Annotated in this window: 9 protein-coding genes; all 9 read right to left on the bottom strand. The window is 53.3% G+C overall.

Going from position 1 to position 18,020, the window contains the following annotated elements; all coding sequences use genetic code 11:
• Positions 1-2 precede the first annotated feature (2 nt).
• A complete protein-coding gene (gene nifJ, locus P156_RS0100045; RefSeq protein ID WP_027868402.1) occupies positions 3-3,512 on the bottom strand; it encodes a pyruvate:ferredoxin (flavodoxin) oxidoreductase in 3,510 nt (1,169 codons plus the stop codon).
• 23 nt (positions 3,513-3,535) lie between these two features.
• Positions 3,536-4,651: a 4Fe-4S dicluster domain-containing protein gene (locus P156_RS12550; RefSeq protein ID WP_051600407.1), complete on the bottom strand. Its 1,116-nt coding sequence runs from the start codon at positions 4,649-4,651 to the stop codon at positions 3,536-3,538.
• Positions 4,652-4,892: 241 nt separating this feature from the next.
• Positions 4,893-6,314 (bottom strand): amidophosphoribosyltransferase, encoded by a 1,422-nt coding sequence (locus tag P156_RS0100035; RefSeq protein ID WP_027868401.1) that lies wholly within the window; start codon positions 6,312-6,314, stop codon positions 4,893-4,895.
• Positions 6,315-6,503: 189 nt separating this feature from the next.
• On the bottom strand, positions 6,504-7,697 hold the full coding sequence (gene tuf, locus P156_RS0100030; protein WP_027868400.1) for an elongation factor Tu: 1,194 nt from the start codon (positions 7,695-7,697) through the stop codon (positions 6,504-6,506).
• 73 nt (positions 7,698-7,770) lie between these two features.
• Positions 7,771-9,840 carry an elongation factor G gene (fusA, locus tag P156_RS0100025; protein ID WP_027868399.1) on the bottom strand — a complete coding sequence of 690 codons (2,070 nt, stop codon included), beginning with the start codon at positions 9,838-9,840 and terminating at the stop codon, positions 7,771-7,773.
• A 15-nt stretch (positions 9,841-9,855) separates the two neighbouring features.
• Complete coding sequence (gene rpsG / locus P156_RS0100020; RefSeq protein WP_027868398.1) at positions 9,856-10,326, bottom strand: 30S ribosomal protein S7; 471 nt, start codon at positions 10,324-10,326, stop codon at positions 9,856-9,858.
• A 320-nt stretch (positions 10,327-10,646) separates the two neighbouring features.
• On the bottom strand, positions 10,647-11,063 hold the full coding sequence (rpsL, locus tag P156_RS0100015) for a 30S ribosomal protein S12 (protein ID WP_027868397.1): 417 nt from the start codon (positions 11,061-11,063) through the stop codon (positions 10,647-10,649).
• 218 nt (positions 11,064-11,281) lie between these two features.
• The gene (gene rpoC, locus P156_RS0100010) at positions 11,282-15,190 is read right to left on the bottom strand and encodes a DNA-directed RNA polymerase subunit beta' (protein ID WP_051600405.1); all 3,909 of its coding nucleotides are present in this window, start codon (positions 15,188-15,190) and stop codon (positions 11,282-11,284) included.
• 1 nt (position 15,191) lies between these two features.
• The coding region (locus tag P156_RS10885) for a DNA-directed RNA polymerase subunit beta (RefSeq protein WP_034801930.1) at positions 15,192-18,020 on the bottom strand (2,829 nt) is incomplete at its 5' end.

The raw sequence follows: 18,020 nt of genomic DNA, 5'->3' as shown, positions 1-18,020 counted from the left end.
TCCTAGTTATTATCGTAACTCTTCTTCTCATTGAGGAGATGCTCGTATCTGTCAACAGACTGCTTCTCTGCTGCCTGGAAGAGCTCTTCCGCTCTCTCCGGGAACTTCAGTTTCAGTGAGTTGTAACGAACCTCGCCCATGATGAAGTCTCTGTAGCTCTCGGTCGGCTTGTGGCTGTCGACAGACAGCGGGTTCTTGCCGGCGGCTGCCAGATCGGGGTTGAATCTCATCAGGTTCCAGTAACCGGAACGGACAGCATCTCTCATCTCTTCCATGGCTTTGTTCATGCCCTTCTTGATGCCGTGGTTGATGCACGGTGCGTAGGCGATGATCAGGGAAGGTCCATTGTAGGCCTCTGCCTCTCTGATGGCTCTCAGTGTCTGCTCCGGGTTAGCGCCCATGGCGATCTTGGCTACGTATACATATCCATACGCCATAGCGATCTGAGCCAGATCTTTCTTCTTGACTTCCTTACCGGAAGCAGCGAACTTGGCTACCGCACCAGTCGGAGTGGACTTGGAGGACTGTCCACCAGTGTTGGAGTAAACCTCGGTATCGAAGACCATGACGTTCACGTTCTTGCCGGAAGCCAGTACGTGGTCAAGTCCGCCGTAACCGATGTCGTAAGCCCATCCGTCACCACCGAAGATCCACATGGACGGCTTGTTCAGCATATCTGCATTGTCCACGATGAATCTTGCATCCTCATTGCTGTCCGCGATCTTCTCGCACTCTGCTGCCAGGATGTCGCCGGTCTCTCTGGAGCTCTCAGCATCATCCATAGTAGCCAGCCATGCTCTTGCCGGAACACCGATCACGTCTACCAGTCTCTCGGCAGCGTGCTTCAGCTCGTTTCTTCTGGACTCTACAGAAGTAGCCATACCCAGACCAAACTCTGCGTTGTCCTCGAACAGGGAGTTAGACCATGCCGGACCGCGTCCTTCCTTGTTGACGGTGTACGGTGTGCTCGGAGCACTGTGTCCCCAAATGGAGGAGCATCCTGTGGCGTTTGCGATGAACATTCTGTCACCGAACAGCTGAGTCACCAACTTAGCATAGGGGGACTCTCCGCATCCCGGGCATGCTCCCGAGAACTCGAGCAACGGCTGCAGGAACTGAGATCCCTTGACCGTGTTGCGCTTGAACGGAACGTCCTTGTCGGTCACATCGCCGAACAGGTAGTCATATCTCTTCTGGTTTGCATTGACAATATCGTCCTCTGCAGGCTTCATCTCCAGGGCTTTGTTTCTGGCCGGGCAAACATCTACGCAGGAGCCGCATCCAGAGCAGTCCAGAGCAGAGATACCGATGGAGAAGAACTTGTCTTTCATGCCCTTCATCTTGACAAACTGACCGTCCACTGCTGCAGTCTCTTCCTCGTCCAGAACGAACGGACGGATGACACCGTGCGGGCAAACGTAAGCGCACAGGTTGCACTGCATGCAGTTCTTCTTGATCCAGACAGGAACGTCTGTAGCGATACCGCGCTTCTCGTAAGCAGCTGTACCGCAAGGCTCGGAACCGTCTGCGGATGTCAGATATGCGGAAACAGGAATGCTGTCGCCTCTCATGGTTGCCATTGGTACCAGAACGTCGTTCAGGAACTTGGACATATCCTCGTCACGTCCAACCATTGCAGCCGGTGCCGGATCATCCTCTGCCTCAGCCCAGGAAGCCGGTACTTCGACCTTGTGTACGTTGGTGATACCCGCGTCTACAGCAGCCCAGTTCATGTCTACAACGTTCTGGCCCTTCTTGCCGTAGGACTTCTGAATCATTTCTTTCATGTATCCAACTGCATCATCAATAGGAATGATGTCTGCAATCTTGAAGAAAGCAGCCTGCAGGATGGAGTTGGTTCTCTTGGCACCCAGGCCGATCTCCTTAGCCAGGGAAACGGCGTCGCAGGTGTAGAAGTTGATGTCATTCTGTGCGATGTATCTCTTCACCTGACCAGGGATGTGCTCTTCCAGTTCCTCGTCATTCCAGACGCAGTTCAGCAGGAAGGATCCGCCCTTCTTGACATCCTGTACCATGTCGTACTTCTGCAGGTATGCGGAGTTGTGGCATGCCACAAAGTCAGCCTGCATGACATAGTAGGTGGACTTGATCGGCTTGTCGCCAAAGCGCAGGTGGGAGATCGTCACACCACCGGACTTCTTGGAGTCATACTGGAAGTATGCCTGTACCTTCTTGTCGGTGTGGTCACCGATGATCTTGACACTGTTCTTGTTAGCACCAACTGTACCGTCAGCGCCCAGACCCCAGAACTTGCAAGCCTTGGTTCCTGCCGGAACGGTATCAGGATAATGGCTCGGCTTCAGGGACAGGTTGGTCACGTCGTCGTTGATAGACAGGGTGAACTCTGTCTTCGGCTCATCAGCGTCCATGTTCTCAAATACTGCCAGGATGTCTCCAGGCTGTACGTCCTTGGAACCCAGTCCATAACGGCCTCTGTAGACCTTAGCAGACTGGAACTTGGTGCCCTGCAGAGCGGATACGATATCCAGATACAGAGGCTCACCGATGGAGCCCGGTTCCTTGGTTCTGTCCAGTACGGAGAGGACCTCAACGGAATCCGGCATGACATCCAGCAGATACTTGACGGAGAACGGTCTGTACAGATGTACCTCGATTATACCTACCTTCTGCCCATCAGCCAGCATGTGGTCGATCAGTTCCTCTGCAGCATCGCAGATGCTTCCCATCGCCACGATGACGTGCTTGGCATCCGGTGCACCATAGTAGTTGAACGGCTTGTAATCGGTGCCGATCTTCTCGTTGACCATCTGCATGTACTTGTTGACGATATCCGGTGCAGCATCGTAAGCCGGGTTGCAGGCCTCTCTGTGCTGGAAGAAGGATTCCGGCTGCTCAGCGGATCCCATCGCCTTCGGGTGGTTCGGGTTCAGCGCGTTCTGCTTGTAAGCCTTGACCGCGTCCCAGTTCACCATGGACTTCAGCTCATCATAGTCCCAGACCTCGATCTTCTGGTTCTCGTGAGAGGTTCTGAATCCATCGAAGAAGTGCAGCATAGGAAGCTGTCCGTCAATGGTGGCCAGATGCGCGACTGCAGCCAGGTCCATGACCTGCTGAACGCTGTTGGAAGCCAGCATAGCGAATCCGGTCTGACGGCAGCTCATGACATCGGAGTGATCTCCGAAGATGTTCAGCGCGTGCGTGGATACGCAGCGAGCGGATACGTGGAATACAGCAGGTACCTGCTCACCGGCGATCTTGTACATGTTCGGAACCATCAGCAGCAGACCCTGGGAAGCTGTGAATGTGGATGTGTAGGATCCGGTCACGATCGAACCGTGCACAGCACCGGCAGCTCCTGCCTCTGATTCCATCTCAATGATCTTAACTTTCTCTCCAAAGATATTGGTTCTGTCCTGGGAAACCCACTCATCCATGTTCTCAGCCATCGGCGAGGATGGTGTGATAGGATAAATGGCCGCAACTTCTGTGAATGCATAAGCTACGTGAGCGGCTGCTGCGTTTCCGTCCATTGTCTTGAGTTTTCTCACCGTGATCACTCTCCTTCCGTCAAGCCAAGAGCTTCTCTCTGCAGGAAATTGTACTCAGGCACTTCCTGTTCCTTGATAACGAATCTGGAGCACATGTTCTGGCACATATGGCAATCCTCGCAGATCTCAGGATCTACTACAGCATGCTTGCTCTCCATGTAGATCGCACCGTTCGGGCAGTTGTTGACACAGTCCTCGCAGGCGATGCATCCGGAATCGCAGACGGCAGCCTTGTCTTCGTAGTCATCTGTGGAAGAACACGGAACCATTCTCATTCCACCGTAAGGAACCATGGTGATGAGACCCTTCGGACATGCATAAGTACAATCCTTGCAGCCTACGCACTTGTCCGGGTCGACAACAGCAGTTCCGTTCACGACGTGAATGGCATCATAACGGCATACTCTGGTGCAGTTGCCCAGTCCGGTACAGCCTGTGGTGCAGAGATCATATTCCTTCGGATCTACGTTCTTGACCACATCGGCGCAATCGGTGAAGCCCAGCTCCTCGTATTTCTTGTTAGGCTTGAATCCACCGCTGCATCTGACGAAAGCGACCTTCTCCTTCAGTGCGGTCAGATCGTGCTGTGTATCTACGATGATCTTCTTCTTACACTTGACGGTGCAGGATACACATCCAACGCACTTCTCGTAGTCGATCACAGCGTGGTTGTCGATGATCTCCACAGCTCCCTCAGGACATGCTCTGACACAGTCTCCGCAAGCGATACATCCGTATCCGCAGATCTCTCTGGTCTTGTCATCATCCTCTTCCTTGGAAGAGCAGGGAATGAAGTTGGTGGCATCTCTGGGGATCATTCTGATCAATGCCTGCGGACATACGTCCTCCTTGGCACAGTCACCGCAACCGTCGCACTTCTCGGGGTCGATCACGATCTTGCCATCGACGAGCTTCATTGCATCCTGCTTGCAGGACTCGATGCAGGAACCGACACCAACGCATCCGTTCTTGCACTCACCACGCTGGAACCCAGACTCTACTGCATCCTTACAGGAACTGCAGCCTGCGAATCTGGCCTTGCCAGCTGCATCACCGCTACAGAAAACAAAAGCAATCATGTTCTCATTGCCTGTAGCTGCTCCGCCTTGATTAGTACTCATACTACTAATTCCTCCTTTTCCTAATAGTAAATCTATCATTTTCTTTCCGTAACCAATAGGTTAACAGGAGTAAAAACGAAAAACTACGATGGTATTGTGTATACACCATACCACATACAATTTTACTCCTCCTGTAAGGGTTAGTCAACAAAGAGGATGTGCATTCTCTGTTTTTTTTCAAAAACAAAAAGAGACCGCTTCACGGCAGTCTCTCTCGTTTTCACAAAGCCTTCCAGTACTGTTATTCTTTTCCGTTCCAACAGTAGGTACATAGTTTGTCTGGATCCATCCCGGTAGCCTCGATCAGGTCATCCAGCCGCTGGAATGCCAGGGACGTGAAATCCAGTCTCTTCCGGATCTCCTCTACCATATCAGCGTATTTCTGACTATCCGGATCCGAATACTCTGCCAGCACCTCATCGCTGACTTCGCTGCCCTCAAAATCACGGATCACACGTCTGGTGATGTAGTCGTATTCCGAGCGGGATCTGGAAAAGTTGACGTATTTGCAGCCATACATCAGCGGCGGACATGCCGGCCGGATGTGGACCTCCTTGGCACCGCTGTCGTACAGGTATTTCACGGTCTGTCCAAGCTGCGTCCCCCGCACGATCGAGTCATCGATGAGAAGCAGGGACTTGTTCTCGATCAGGCTCTTCACGGGCAGAAGTTTCATGTGCGCCACCAACTCGCGCTGGCTTTGTCTGGTGGGCATGAAGGACCGCGCCCAGGTGGGGGTATACTTGACGAAAGGCCGCGCGTAGGGGATCCCTGACTCATTGGCATAGCCCACCGCATGAGCAATACCACTGTCAGGCACACCGGCTACGATATCCGGCCGTTCCCTGCCTTCGGTCTGATCGCGCTTGGCCAGCATGTGCCCGCACTGGTAGCGCATCTCCTCCACATTGATCCCCTCGTAATTGGAGGTAGGGAATCCGTAATACACCCAGAGGAAGGTGCATATCTTCATCTCTTCTCTGGCAGGACTCAGTTTCTCCATGCCATCGGCTGTAATGAGAACGATTTCTCCCGGGCCAAGCTCGTAATGAGTCTCGTATCCCAGATTGATAAACGCGGATGTTTCAAAGGAAGCGCAGTAGGCCCCTTTCTTCTTTCCAATTACCATGGGCGTCCTTCCATATCTGTCGCGCATGGCGTAGATCCCCTCGGTGGTCATAAGGAGCAGGGACATGGATCCTTCGATGTTCTCCTGTACCAGACGCAGCCCTTCGACGATGCTGCCCGCCTGATCCAGGATCACACCCACCAACTCTGTATCGTTGATCTTGCCGCCACTCATAGCCATAAAGTGACTGTTGCCCCGGGCATACGCCCTCCGGATCAGCTGATCTGCGTTATTGATCTTTCCGACGGTAGTGATGGCATAGGCTCCGTGATGAGAGCGGATCAGCAGTGGCTGTGGATCCATGTCAGAGATACATCCGATCCCCATACTGCCTTCCAGTTCATCAAGGTCTCCATCGAACTTGCTCTTAAAGGGCGCATTCTCGATATTGTGAATGGAACGATGAAATCCATCCAACTCGTTATAGACTGCCATACCTCCACGTCTGGTTCCAAGGTGGGAATGGTAATCGATTCCGAAAAACAGGTCATTGGTACAACTTGACTTTGAGGCAACGCCGAAATATCCGCCCATGCTACTTCCTTTCGTCCAAAAATGAAAAATACAGAAGATATTATATCACATTTCTCCGCCAGATGCTGAATAAATATCAAAAAAAGAATTTTTTTGAAAGGGTCATGCCTTTGTAGTTGCCGATCCCGTCCTAACGCAAAAGGCCGTCGCTTCCGCGACGGCCCCATTTCTCAATTACAGAAGCAAACCTTACTCGATGATCTCAGTTACAACACCGGATCCTACGGTTCTTCCACCTTCTCTGATAGCGAAGCGCAGTCCTTCCTCGATCGCGATCGGGGTGATCAGCTTGATCTCCATGACTACGTTATCTCCAGGCATGCACATCTCTGTGCCCTCAGGCAGCTTCAGATCGCCGGTTACGTCGGTTGTTCTGAAGTAGAACTGCGGTCTGTATCCGTTGAAGAACGGGGTGTGTCTTCCGCCCTCTTCCTTCTTCAGTACGTATACCTGGCCCTTGAACTGTGTATGCGGATGGATGGTTCCCGGTGCTGCCAGAACCTGTCCTCTCTCGATCTCGGTTCTCTGTACGCCTCTCAGCAGTGCGCCGATGTTGTCTCCGGTCTCTGCCTGGTCCAGGATCTTTCTGAACATCTCGACTCCGGTGACGACCACCTTTCTCTTCTCGTCGGACAGTCCAACGATCTCCACCTCGTCGCCTACCTTCAGCATTCCTCTCTCTACTCTTCCGGTCGCAACTGTTCCACGTCCGGTGATGGAGAAGACGTCCTCTACCGGCATCAGGAACGGCTTGTCGTTGTCTCTCTCCGGCTCGGGGATGTACTCGTCTACGGCTTCCATCAGCTCGACAACCTTGTCTCCCCACTCTCCAGCTGGATCTTCCAGTGCCTTCAGCGCGGATCCCTTGATGATCGGTGTGTCATCGCCAGGGAACTCGTACTCGGTCAGCAGCTCGCGGACTTCCATCTCCACCAGCTCCAGCAGCTCCTCGTCATCTACCATGTCACACTTGTTCAGGAACACGATGATGTAAGGTACGCCTACCTGTCTGGACAGCAGGATGTGCTCTCTGGTCTGCGGCATCGGTCCATCTGTTGCAGCTACTACCAGGATAGCTCCGTCCATCTGCGCTGCTCCGGTGATCATGTTCTTTACATAGTCTGCGTGGCCCGGGCAGTCTACGTGTGCGTAGTGTCTGTTCGGGGTCTCATACTCTACGTGTGCGGAAGAAATGGTGATTCCTCTTTCCTTCTCTTCCGGTGCCTTGTCGATCTGGTCGAACTCAACGTTCTCGCCCAGGCTGTATCTCTGATGCAGTACCTTGGTGATGGCAGCTGTCAGAGTTGTCTTACCATGGTCTACGTGACCAATTGTTCCGATGTTGATATGCGGCTTGGTTCTCTCGTATTTCTGTTTTGCCATTTTTATCCTCTTTTCGTAATGCGCCGAAGGCGGGCATTGGGCCACACCTCGCAGCGCCTGAGTGAAAATGTGATTACTTAGTGCTTACCTTGTCAAGCAGGTTGTCAGGCAGCTTTTCGAAGTGGTCGAACTGCATGACATAGATACCACGTCCCTGTGTACGGGAACGAAGATCTGTAGCGTATCCGAACATCTCGGACAGCGGAACCATCGCACGGATGGCCACTGCGCCGTTGTTCATGTCGGAGCCTTCGATACGGCCTCTTCTGCCAGAGATGTCGCCAATGACATCGCCCATGTACTCTTCAGGTACAGTCACCTCTACCTTGAATACAGGCTCAAGCAGTACCGGGTTTGCCTTCTTGGCAGCCTCCCGGAATGCCATAGAGGCAGCAACCTTAAATGCCATCTCGGAGGAGTCGACCTCGTGGTAGGAACCGTCGTACAGTTCGACGCCCACATCCACTACCTGGTAGCCAGCCACCGGACCAACTTCCATGGCGGACTTGATTCCTTCCTCGATTGGGCCAATGTATTCCTTCGGGATCGCACCTCCGACGATGGAGTTGACAAACTCAAATCCTTCGCCCGGCTCTCTCGGGTATACCTTGATCTTGACATGTCCATACTGTCCATGGCCACCTGACTGCTTGGCGTACTTGTGGTCCACATCAGCAGTTCCTGTAATGGTCTCCTTGTAGGATACCTGCGGTTTTCCAACATTCGCCTCAACCTTGAACTCACGGAGCAGTCTGTCCACGATGATCTCCAGATGGAGCTCGCCCATTCCAGCGATGATGGTCTGTCCTGTCTCCTCGTTGGTGTAGGTCTTGAATGTCGGATCTTCTTCAGCCAGCTTGGCCAGAGCAACGCCCATCTTCTCCTGGCCGGCTTTAGTCTTCGGCTCGATGGCGATCTCAATTACAGGATCCGGGAATTCCATGGATTCCAGAATGACCTCGTGACTCTCGTCACAGAGAGTATCGCCTGTCGTCGTATTCTTCAGTCCTACGGCAGCCGCGATGTCGCCAGAGTAGACCTTGGGAATCTCCTCTCTCTTGTTCGCGTGCATCTGCAGGATACGGCCGATCCTTTCCTTGTGTCCCTTGGTGGAGTTATACACATAGGAACCGGAGTCCAGCGTTCCGGAGTATACCCGGAAGAATGCCAGCTTTCCTACATACGGATCTGCCATGATCTTGAACGCCAGTGCGGAGAACGGTTCCTTGTCGTCGGACACTCTCTCGACCTCCTCGCCAGAATCCGGGTCAACGCCCTTGATTGGCGGGATATCGATCGGTGCCGGCATGTAATCCACGATACCATCCAGCAGCATCTGTACGCCCTTATTCTTGTATGCGGAACCACACATCACAGGAACCATCTCGTTGGCGATGGTCTGCTTACGAATCGTCTCCTTGATCTCCTGCTCTGTCAGTTCTTCGCCCTCGAGGAATTTCATCATGAGATCTTCGTCGGACTCCGCAACGGACTCCAACATCTTCTCTCTCCATTCCTCTGCGAGCTCGAGCATATCTTCCGGAATCGACTCCTCGTCGATCTTGGTGCCCAGCTCGTCTTCGTAAACCTCTGCTTTCATTGTGATAAGGTCGATGATTCCCTTGAAATTCTCTTCCTTACCAATCGGCAACTGGACAGGTACGGCATTCGCCTTCAGTCTGTCCTTCACCATATCTACGACTCGGAAAAAGTCCGCACCCATGATGTCCATCTTGTTTACGAAGATCATTCTGGGTACGCCATATCCTTCTGCCTGTCTCCAGACTGTCTCGGACTGAGGTTCTACGCCGCCCTTCGCACAAAGCACGGTGACGGCCCCGTCAAGAACTCTGAGTGATCTCTCAACTTCAACGGTAAAGTCAACGTGTCCCGGAGTGTCAATGATATTGATCCTATGACCTTTCCACTGTGCGGTCGTAGCAGCAGAGGTAATCGTGATACCACGCTCCTGTTCCTGTTCCATCCAGTCCATCTGTGCCGCACCATCATGGGTCTCCCCGATCTTGTGCGTCTTACCGGTATAGAAGAGGATACGCTCCGTGGTAGTCGTTTTGCCCGCATCGATGTGGGCCATGATCCCGATATTTCTCGTTTTTTCCAACGAAAATTCTCTACCTGCCATTGCTTACCTCGTTTCTTACCATTTGAAGTGTGCAAACGCCTTGTTTGCCTCAGCCATCTTGTGAGTGTCTTCCTTCTTCTTAACAGAGGATCCGGTGTTGTTCGCGGCATCCATCAGTTCCTTTGCCAGACGCTCAGACATGGTTCTCTCGCCTCTGAGTCTGGTGTACTTGGTCAGCCATCTCAGACCGAGAGTCTGTCTTCTCTCTGCTCTGACCTCGATAGGAACCTGGTAGTTCGCACCACCGATTCTTCTCGATTTAACTTCTACTACAGGCATGATGTTGTTCATTGCCTTCTCGAATACTTCCAGCGGCTCCTCGCCGGTCTTCTCCCTGATCTGGTCGAAGGCGGTGTATACGATCTTCTGCGCAACGCCCTTCTTGCCGTCCAACATAATGCTGTTGATCAGCTTGGAAACGACGACGCTTCCGTATACAGGATCTGGAAGTACTTCTCTCTTTGGTGTTTTACCTTTTCTTGGCACTTCTCTTCCTCCCTTGTTTGTTATCTCCGCGCATGATCTGACGCTTCTGTTCTCACTCGCGTCTGTCCTGCACAAAGCTTCCTGCGCAAGCCACATGCGGTCTCGCGCGACTTCTCTTCGCCCCTAGGTGGGGTTACTCTGGGGCGGCCGCATCCGTTGGCCGTCCAGCGTGTCCGGGGGTACTCGACGCTGCAATCAGCGCCGCGGCGCTCTTATATAGGCTTCATTTCTTGGGCACAAAGCCTTGAAAACGATACCTCCTATATCAAGGTGCCTTTCCCTTGCTTGCCATCTACGCAAGCTGACTGTGACACAGTTTCTTATTTTTTCTTAGGACGCTTGGCACCGTACTTGGAACGAGCCTGGCCTCTGTCGGAAACACCGGCTGTGTCCAGAGTTCCTCTGATGATGTGATATCTCACACCAGGGAGGTCCTTGACTCTGCCGCCTCTGATGAGGACGACACTGTGCTCCTGCAGATTGTGTCCGATTCCCGGAATGTAAGCGGTAACTTCGATTCCGTTGGTCAGACGAACCCTTGCGACCTTTCTGAGCGCGGAATTCGGCTTCTTCGGAGTGACGGTCTTTACAGAGGTGCAGACGCCTCTCTTCTGCGGAGAGCTCTGATCTGTAGAAACTCTTCTCAGTGAGTTCATTCCCTTACCCAGTGCAGGTGCATCGGATTTCTTGACCGAGCTGGTTCTGCCCTGACGTACTAACTGATTGATAGTAGGCATTCGTTTCTCCTTTCTTCATAAAATGATATATTGCTGACATCCAAAGTGACCCTGTTTACGTCCAGGGCCGGGTTAGACGGCAACTATCAGATAGTTTACCATACACAGCGGCGGAATGCAACTGTTTTTTCTTGCGGATTGTGAAAACAAGGCCGCCGCACGCAGCAAACGATGCTTTGTGCAGCAGCCTCTCATTGACTGCCGATGATGGCAGATGACTATTCGGTTTCTTCTTCTGTCTCTACGACCTCCGCGGATTCGTCGAACACTTCTTCTGGTTTCATATCGTCAACTTCCACCAGATCTGGAGTCTCTTCGATCACCTCATCGGTCACAGGTACAAAATTCGGAGTAAGATCGAGTTCCTCAGGCTCATCCACACTGTAGTCATGTCTTGACTCAGGCTTGCTGGAATCGAACCGTACGTTCTCGGTGTTCTTTGGCTTTTTCTTGAAAGATGCCATGTACTCGGTGTTTTCGCCGTAGTCCACCTCCACGCTCTTGTAGCGCTTCAAACCGGTTCCCGCCGGAATCAGCTTACCGATGATGACGTTCTCCTTCAGTCCCTGCAGACGGTCTGTCTTGCCCTTGATGGCTGCATCCGTCAGAACACGGGTGGTCTCCTGGAAGGAGGCTGCCGACAGGAAGGAATTGGTGGCCAGCGCAGCCTTGGTGATTCCCAGCAGCAGCTGCTCTGCCTCTGCCGGCTCACCGCCATTCTCCACTGCCTTCTGGTTCGCTTCCTCAATCTCCAGAGCGTTGTAATTGCCTCCCGGAAGGAGATCAGTGTCTCCCGGATCGTTCACCTTGAACTTGCTCAGCATCTGGCTGACAATGATCTCGATGTGCTTGTCGTTGATATCTACACCCTGGCTCTTGTATACGCGTTGTACTTCCATCAGCAGGTAGTCATAGACGCCACTGACGCCCTTCAGTTTGAAGATGTCATGCGGGTTCAGCGGACCACTGGAGATGTTGCCGCCGGCTTCTACACGGCTTCCGACCTTGACGGCCAGCTTGGCACCATACGGAACCTGGTAAGTCTTCCTCTCACCATCATCCCCCAGGACAACGACGTTTGTCTTGTTGTCTGTTCTGGCCTCGATGGTCTCAACCACGCCGTCTGCCTCACAGATCTCTGCAAGTCCCTTCGGCTTACGAGCCTCGAACAACTCCTCGACTCTCGGCAGACCCTGGGTGATATCGCTTCCGGCAACACCGCCGGTATGGAAGGTTCTCATGGTCAGCTGTGTACCCGGCTCACCGATGGACTGTGCCGCGGTGATACCAACAGACTCACCGATGTTGACTTCCTCTCCGGTTCCCAGGTTACGACCGTAACACTTGGCGCAGACACCGGAGCGACTGCTGCAGGTCATGACCGAACGGATCTTGACGGACTGGATACCGGCTTCCTCGATCGCCTTCGCCTGATCATCGGAGATCAGCTCGTTTCTCTCCACGATGACTTCACCTGTACGCGGATCTACCACGTCCTCCACAGAGGTTCTACCAGCGATACGCTCATGGAGAGATTCCAGGATGTTGTCCTCGTTCTCTCCGCGCTCGCGGAAAGCGGATACTTCCACACCTGCGGTGGTACCACAGTCATACTCTCTGACGATCACGTTGTGAGAAACGTCTACCAGTCTTCTGGTCAGATAACCGGAGTCTGCGGTACGCAGCGCCGTATCTGCCAGTCCCTTACGGGCACCGTTGGAGGAGATGAAATACTCCAGGATGGACAAGCCTTCACGGAAGTTTGCCTTGATAGGAATCTCGACGGTCTTACCAGTCGCTGTACCCATCAGACCTCGGATACCACCGATCTGCTTGATCTGGTCCTTACTGCCTCGCGCACCGGAGGTGGCCATGATGTTCAGGTTGTTGTCTGGCTCCAGAGATTCCATCAGCGCATCAGCGACCTCTTCGGTAGCTGCCTTCCAGGTCTTGGACAGGTGATCCAGACGGTTTGCCTCAGAGGCAAGACCCATTCTGTATGCCCGCTCAAAAGCGTCAACCTCTGCCTGTGCCTTCTCAACGATCTCCCACTTGTTGTCCGGAATCTTCATGTCATCGATACCGATGCTGACAGCCGCCTTGGTGGAATACTTGTATCCCATGGACTTGATGTAGTCCAGCATCAGCACGGTGCCGGTGTTTTCATGTGTCTTGTAGCACTTGTCGATGATCTTGCCCAGGGCTTTCTTTCCGCAGACAAAGTCGACTTCCAGCGAATAAGGATCCTTCTCTCTGTCCACAAAGCCGATATCCTGAGGAATTCCCTGGTTATAAATAAACCTTCCGACAGTGGATTCCACCAGTCTGCCCCTGGTGTCGTTCTCCAGGAACAGACGCACCTTGACTCTGGCATGGATACCGACCACACCGTTCTGGTAAGCCATGAGCATCTCATCGATGTCGGTAAACACCTTGCCATCGCCCTTCTCAGGGATACGCTCATAACCGCCCTCAGCAAGCTTCTCCACCACTTTCGGATCCTTGAACTCATCTGTCTCGTACTGGGTCTTCCCGTCTACCACACGCTTGGCATTGCCCGGATAGGTCAGGTAGTAGGCCCCCAGGATCATATCCTGGGTCGGAGTGGTGATTGGCGATCCATCCTTAGGTGCCAGAATGTTGTTCACAGACAACATCAGGAATCTGGCCTCTGCCTGTGCCTCTACAGAGAGAGGAACGTGGACAGCCATCTGGTCACCATCGAAGTCTGCATTGAACGCGGTACAAGCCAGCGGATGCAGCTTGATGGCCTTACCCTCAACCAGCACCGGCTCAAAGGCCTGGATACCCAGTCTATGCAATGTCGGAGCACGATTCAGCATGACCGGATGCTCCTTGATCACATCCTCCAGCACGTCCCAGACTGCCTTCTCCACATGCTCGACCATGCGCTTGGCGCCCTTGATGTTGTGGGCGTGTCCCTGCTCTACCAGTTCCTTCATGATGAAAGGCTTGAACAGTTCCAGTGCCATTCTCTTTGGCAGGCCGCACTGATAGAATTTCAGTTCCGGTCCGACAACGATTACGGAACGGCCAGAGTAATCGACACGTTTACCAAGTAGGTTCTGTCTGAATCTTCCCTGCTTACCCTTCAGCATGTCGGACAGGGACTTCAGGGCTCTTCCCCCCGGGCCGGTGACGGCCTTGCCGCGTCTGCCGTTATCGATGAGGGAGTCCACTGCCTCCTGCAGCATTCTCTTCTCGTTTCTGACGATAATCTCGGGAGCTCCCAGTTCCAGGAGCTTCTTCAGACGGTTGTTTCTGTTGATGACTCTTCTATAAAGGTCATTCAGGTCGGAAGTGGCGAACCGGCCGCCATCCAATTGAACCATCGGTCTCAGATCTGGAGGGATAACAGGAACCGCTTCCAGGATCATCCACTCCGGTCTGTTTCCAGACAGACGGAGAGCCTCCACGACCTCCAGGCGACGGATGATCCGAAGCTTTTTCTGGCCGGTGGATTTCTTCAGAGTCTCTCTGAGGGTGGTACTGAGTTCATCCAGGTCGATCTTGGCCAGGAGCTCACGAATGGCTTCTGCACCCATGGCAGCACGGAACTGGTTTCCAAACTGTTCCTTCAGAGCTCTGTATTCGTCCTCACGAAGAATCTTCTTCTCATACAGGCCGGTGACATCCGGATCACCGGGATCCAGAACGACATATCCACCGAAGTACAGCACAACATCCAGGCTTCCGGGGGTCATATCCAACACCAGTCCCATTCTGGAGGGGATTCCCTTATAATACCAGATGTGGGAAACCGGTGCGGCAAGAGCGATGTGTCCCATACGCTCTCTTCTCACCTTCGCCTTGGTGATCAGCACGCCGCAGCGTTCGCAGACGTGTCCCTTGTTGTTGCTCTTCTTGTATTTTCCGCAGTGGCATTCCCAGTCCTTAGTCGGTCCGAAGATGCGCTCACAGAACAATCCGTCTGGTTCCGGCTTCTGCGTTCTGTAGTTGATGGTCTCAGGCTTTGTGACTTCGCCACAGGACCACTCGTTTACGATCTTGTCAGTCGAAGCAAGCTTGATCTGCAATGATTCAAATCTGTTCAACTCAATGTTTTCTTTTGCGCTTCTGTTCTGATCCACAGATTTACCTCCCATGTTACTCTGCAACAGGCGAATCGTTGTCGTAGTCTCCGTCTTCGTCCTCTGTATAGCCAGCCTCGAAAAGCTCATTCTCATCTCTGAGTTCTGGCTTCATGTCCATCATATCTCTGGTGGCATTGGAGGGTTCTTCATACTCGGACATATCCTTCAGCGAGATTTCCTCGTCATTTTCAGAGAGGACTCTCACATCCAGTGCCAGCGACTGCAGTTCCTTGATCAGCACCTTGAAGGATTCCGGAATGCCAGGCTCCTGGATATTCTCGCCCTTCACGATGGCCTCGTAGGTCTTGATACGTCCTGTGATGTCATCGGACTTCACGGTCAGGATCTCCTGCAGCGTGTATGCAGCGCCGTATGCCTCCAGCGCCCATACCTCCATCTCTCCGAAACGCTGTCCGCCGAACTGCGCCTTGCCTCCCAGCGGCTGCTGGGTGACCATGGAGTACGGACCGGTACTTCTGGCATGGATCTTGTCGTCGACCATGTGGTGCAGCTTCAGCATGTACATGTATCCAACGGTGACCGGCTTGTCGAAATACTCACCGGTACGTCCGTCACGCAGACGCAGCTTTCCGGTCTCATCATAGCCACACTCGACCAGCATCTGACGGATGTCCTTCTCGGTCGCACCGTCGAATACCGGTGTGGAGATGTACCAGCCTTTCTTCTTGGCGGCCAGTCCCAGATGCACTTCCAGGACCTGTCCAACGTTCATTCTGGAAGGAACGCCCAGCGGGTTCAGCATGACCTGCAGCGGAGTTCCGTCGTCCAGGAACGGCATATCCTCTTCCGGCAGGATCCTGGAGATGACGCCCTTGTTTCCGTGACGTCCCGCCATCTTGTCTCCTACCTGGATCTTTCTCTTGGTAGCGATGTAGACTCTGACTGCCTTGGTGACTCCCGGCGGCAGTTCGTCTTTGTTTTCCCTGGAGAAGACCTTCACGTCAACGACGATTCCCTGCTCACCGTGAGGTACCTTCAGGGAGGTGTCTCTGACTTCTCTTGCCTTTTCGCCGAAGATTGCTCTGAGAAGCTTCTCTTCTGAGGAAAGGTCATTCTCTCCCTTTGGAGTGACCTTTCCGACCAGGATATCCGCGGAGGAAACCTCTGCACCGATGCGGATGATTCCATCCTCGTCCAGGTTGCGCAACGCTTCTTCTCCCACATTAGGAATATCTCTGGTGATCTCCTCTGGGGCCAGTTTGGTGACACGCGCCTCTGCCTCGTACTCCACGATGTGCAGCGAGGTGAGCACATCATTCATGATCAGTTTCTCGTTCAGGATGATCGCATCCTCGTAGTTATACCCTTCCCAGGTCATGAACCCAATGAGCAGGTTCTTTCCGAGTGCGATCTCGCCCAGATCGGTAGAAGGACCGTCCGCAATGACCTCGCCCTCCTCAATGTGTTCCCCGTGGGAAACGATCGGACGCTGGTTGATACAGGTACCCTGATTGGATCTTCTGAACTTCAGCAGGGAGTACTTCTCCAGCTCGTTATTGTCATCTCTGCGAATGCGGATCTCCTTGGCATCCACAAACTCTACTGTACCGGAGTGCTTGGCCAGCACGACGACACCAGAGTCTCTGGCGGCTTTGTATTCAATGCCGGTACCTACGTAAGGCGCCTCGGTCACAAGAAGAGGAACCGCCTGACGCTGCATGTTGGATCCCATCAGCGCACGGTTGGCGTCGTCGTTCTCCAGGAACGGGATCATCGCCGTCGCCACAGATACTACCTGCTTCGGCGAGACGTCCATCAGATCCACGCGATCCCGCGGGAACATGGCGATCTCTCCGCCAACACCTCTGGCAGCCACCTTCTCGTTCTGGAAGTGGCCGTCCTCGGTCAACGGCTCGTTGGCCTGCGCGATGATGAGGAGCTCTTCCTCGTCGGCCGTGAAATACTTGATCTCATCGGTGACTCTGTGGTTCTCCTTATCTACGATCCGGTACGGAGTCTCTATGAAACCATACTCGTTGATCACACCATAGGTGGTCAGCGAACCGATCAGGCCAATGTTTGGACCTTCTGGAGTCTCGATCGGGCACATTCTGCCGTAATGAGACTGATGGATATCTCTGACTTCGAATCCGGCTCTCTCTCTGGAAAGTCCTCCAGGACCCAGCGCAGACAGTCTTCTCTTATGGGTCAGTTCCGACAGTGGATTGTTGGCATCCATGAACTGAGACAGCTGGGAACTTCCGAAGAATTCCTTGATGGCAGCCGTCACCGGACGGATGTTCATCAGATCCTGCGGGCTGGCATCCTCATTGTTCTGGGTCGTCATCCGTTCTCTGATCACTCTCTCCATTCTGGAAAGACCGATACGGACCTGATTCTGCAGAAGTTCTCCGACTGTACGGAGTCTTCTGTTGCCCAGATGGTCGATATCATCCACACTGCCGATACCGTAAGGCAGGTTGAGGATATAACTCACAGATGCAATGATGTCCGGCATGATGATGTGCTTGGGAGACAGTTCGTCTCTTCTGACTCTGCATGCGTTCTTCAACGCATCTCCCTCGAGTCCCTCGTCCAGGATCTCCTTCAGGACAGGATAGAAAACCTTGTCCGGGAGACGGATGTCCTTGGGCTCAAAGTCGACATACTGACGGATGTCAACGAACTGGCTGCCGATGACTCTCGTCACTGCATCAGTATCGTTCTTGCCGTATACATCTACGTGATGGACGCCGGCATTCTCGATGACCTTACCCATCGCTCTGCTGATCCGCTCGCCACTCTCCACCAGGATCTCTCCGGTGTTGGGATCGATGACGTCCTCTGCGGCAACGACGTCTACCAGTCTGTCCGCCAGACC

The sequence above is a fragment of the Eubacterium sp. AB3007 genome (assembly GCF_000688015.1).
Classification (GTDB): Bacteria; Bacillota; Clostridia; order Peptostreptococcales; family Anaerovoracaceae; genus Aminicella.
This window is presented reverse-complemented; position numbering and strand designations above follow the sequence as displayed.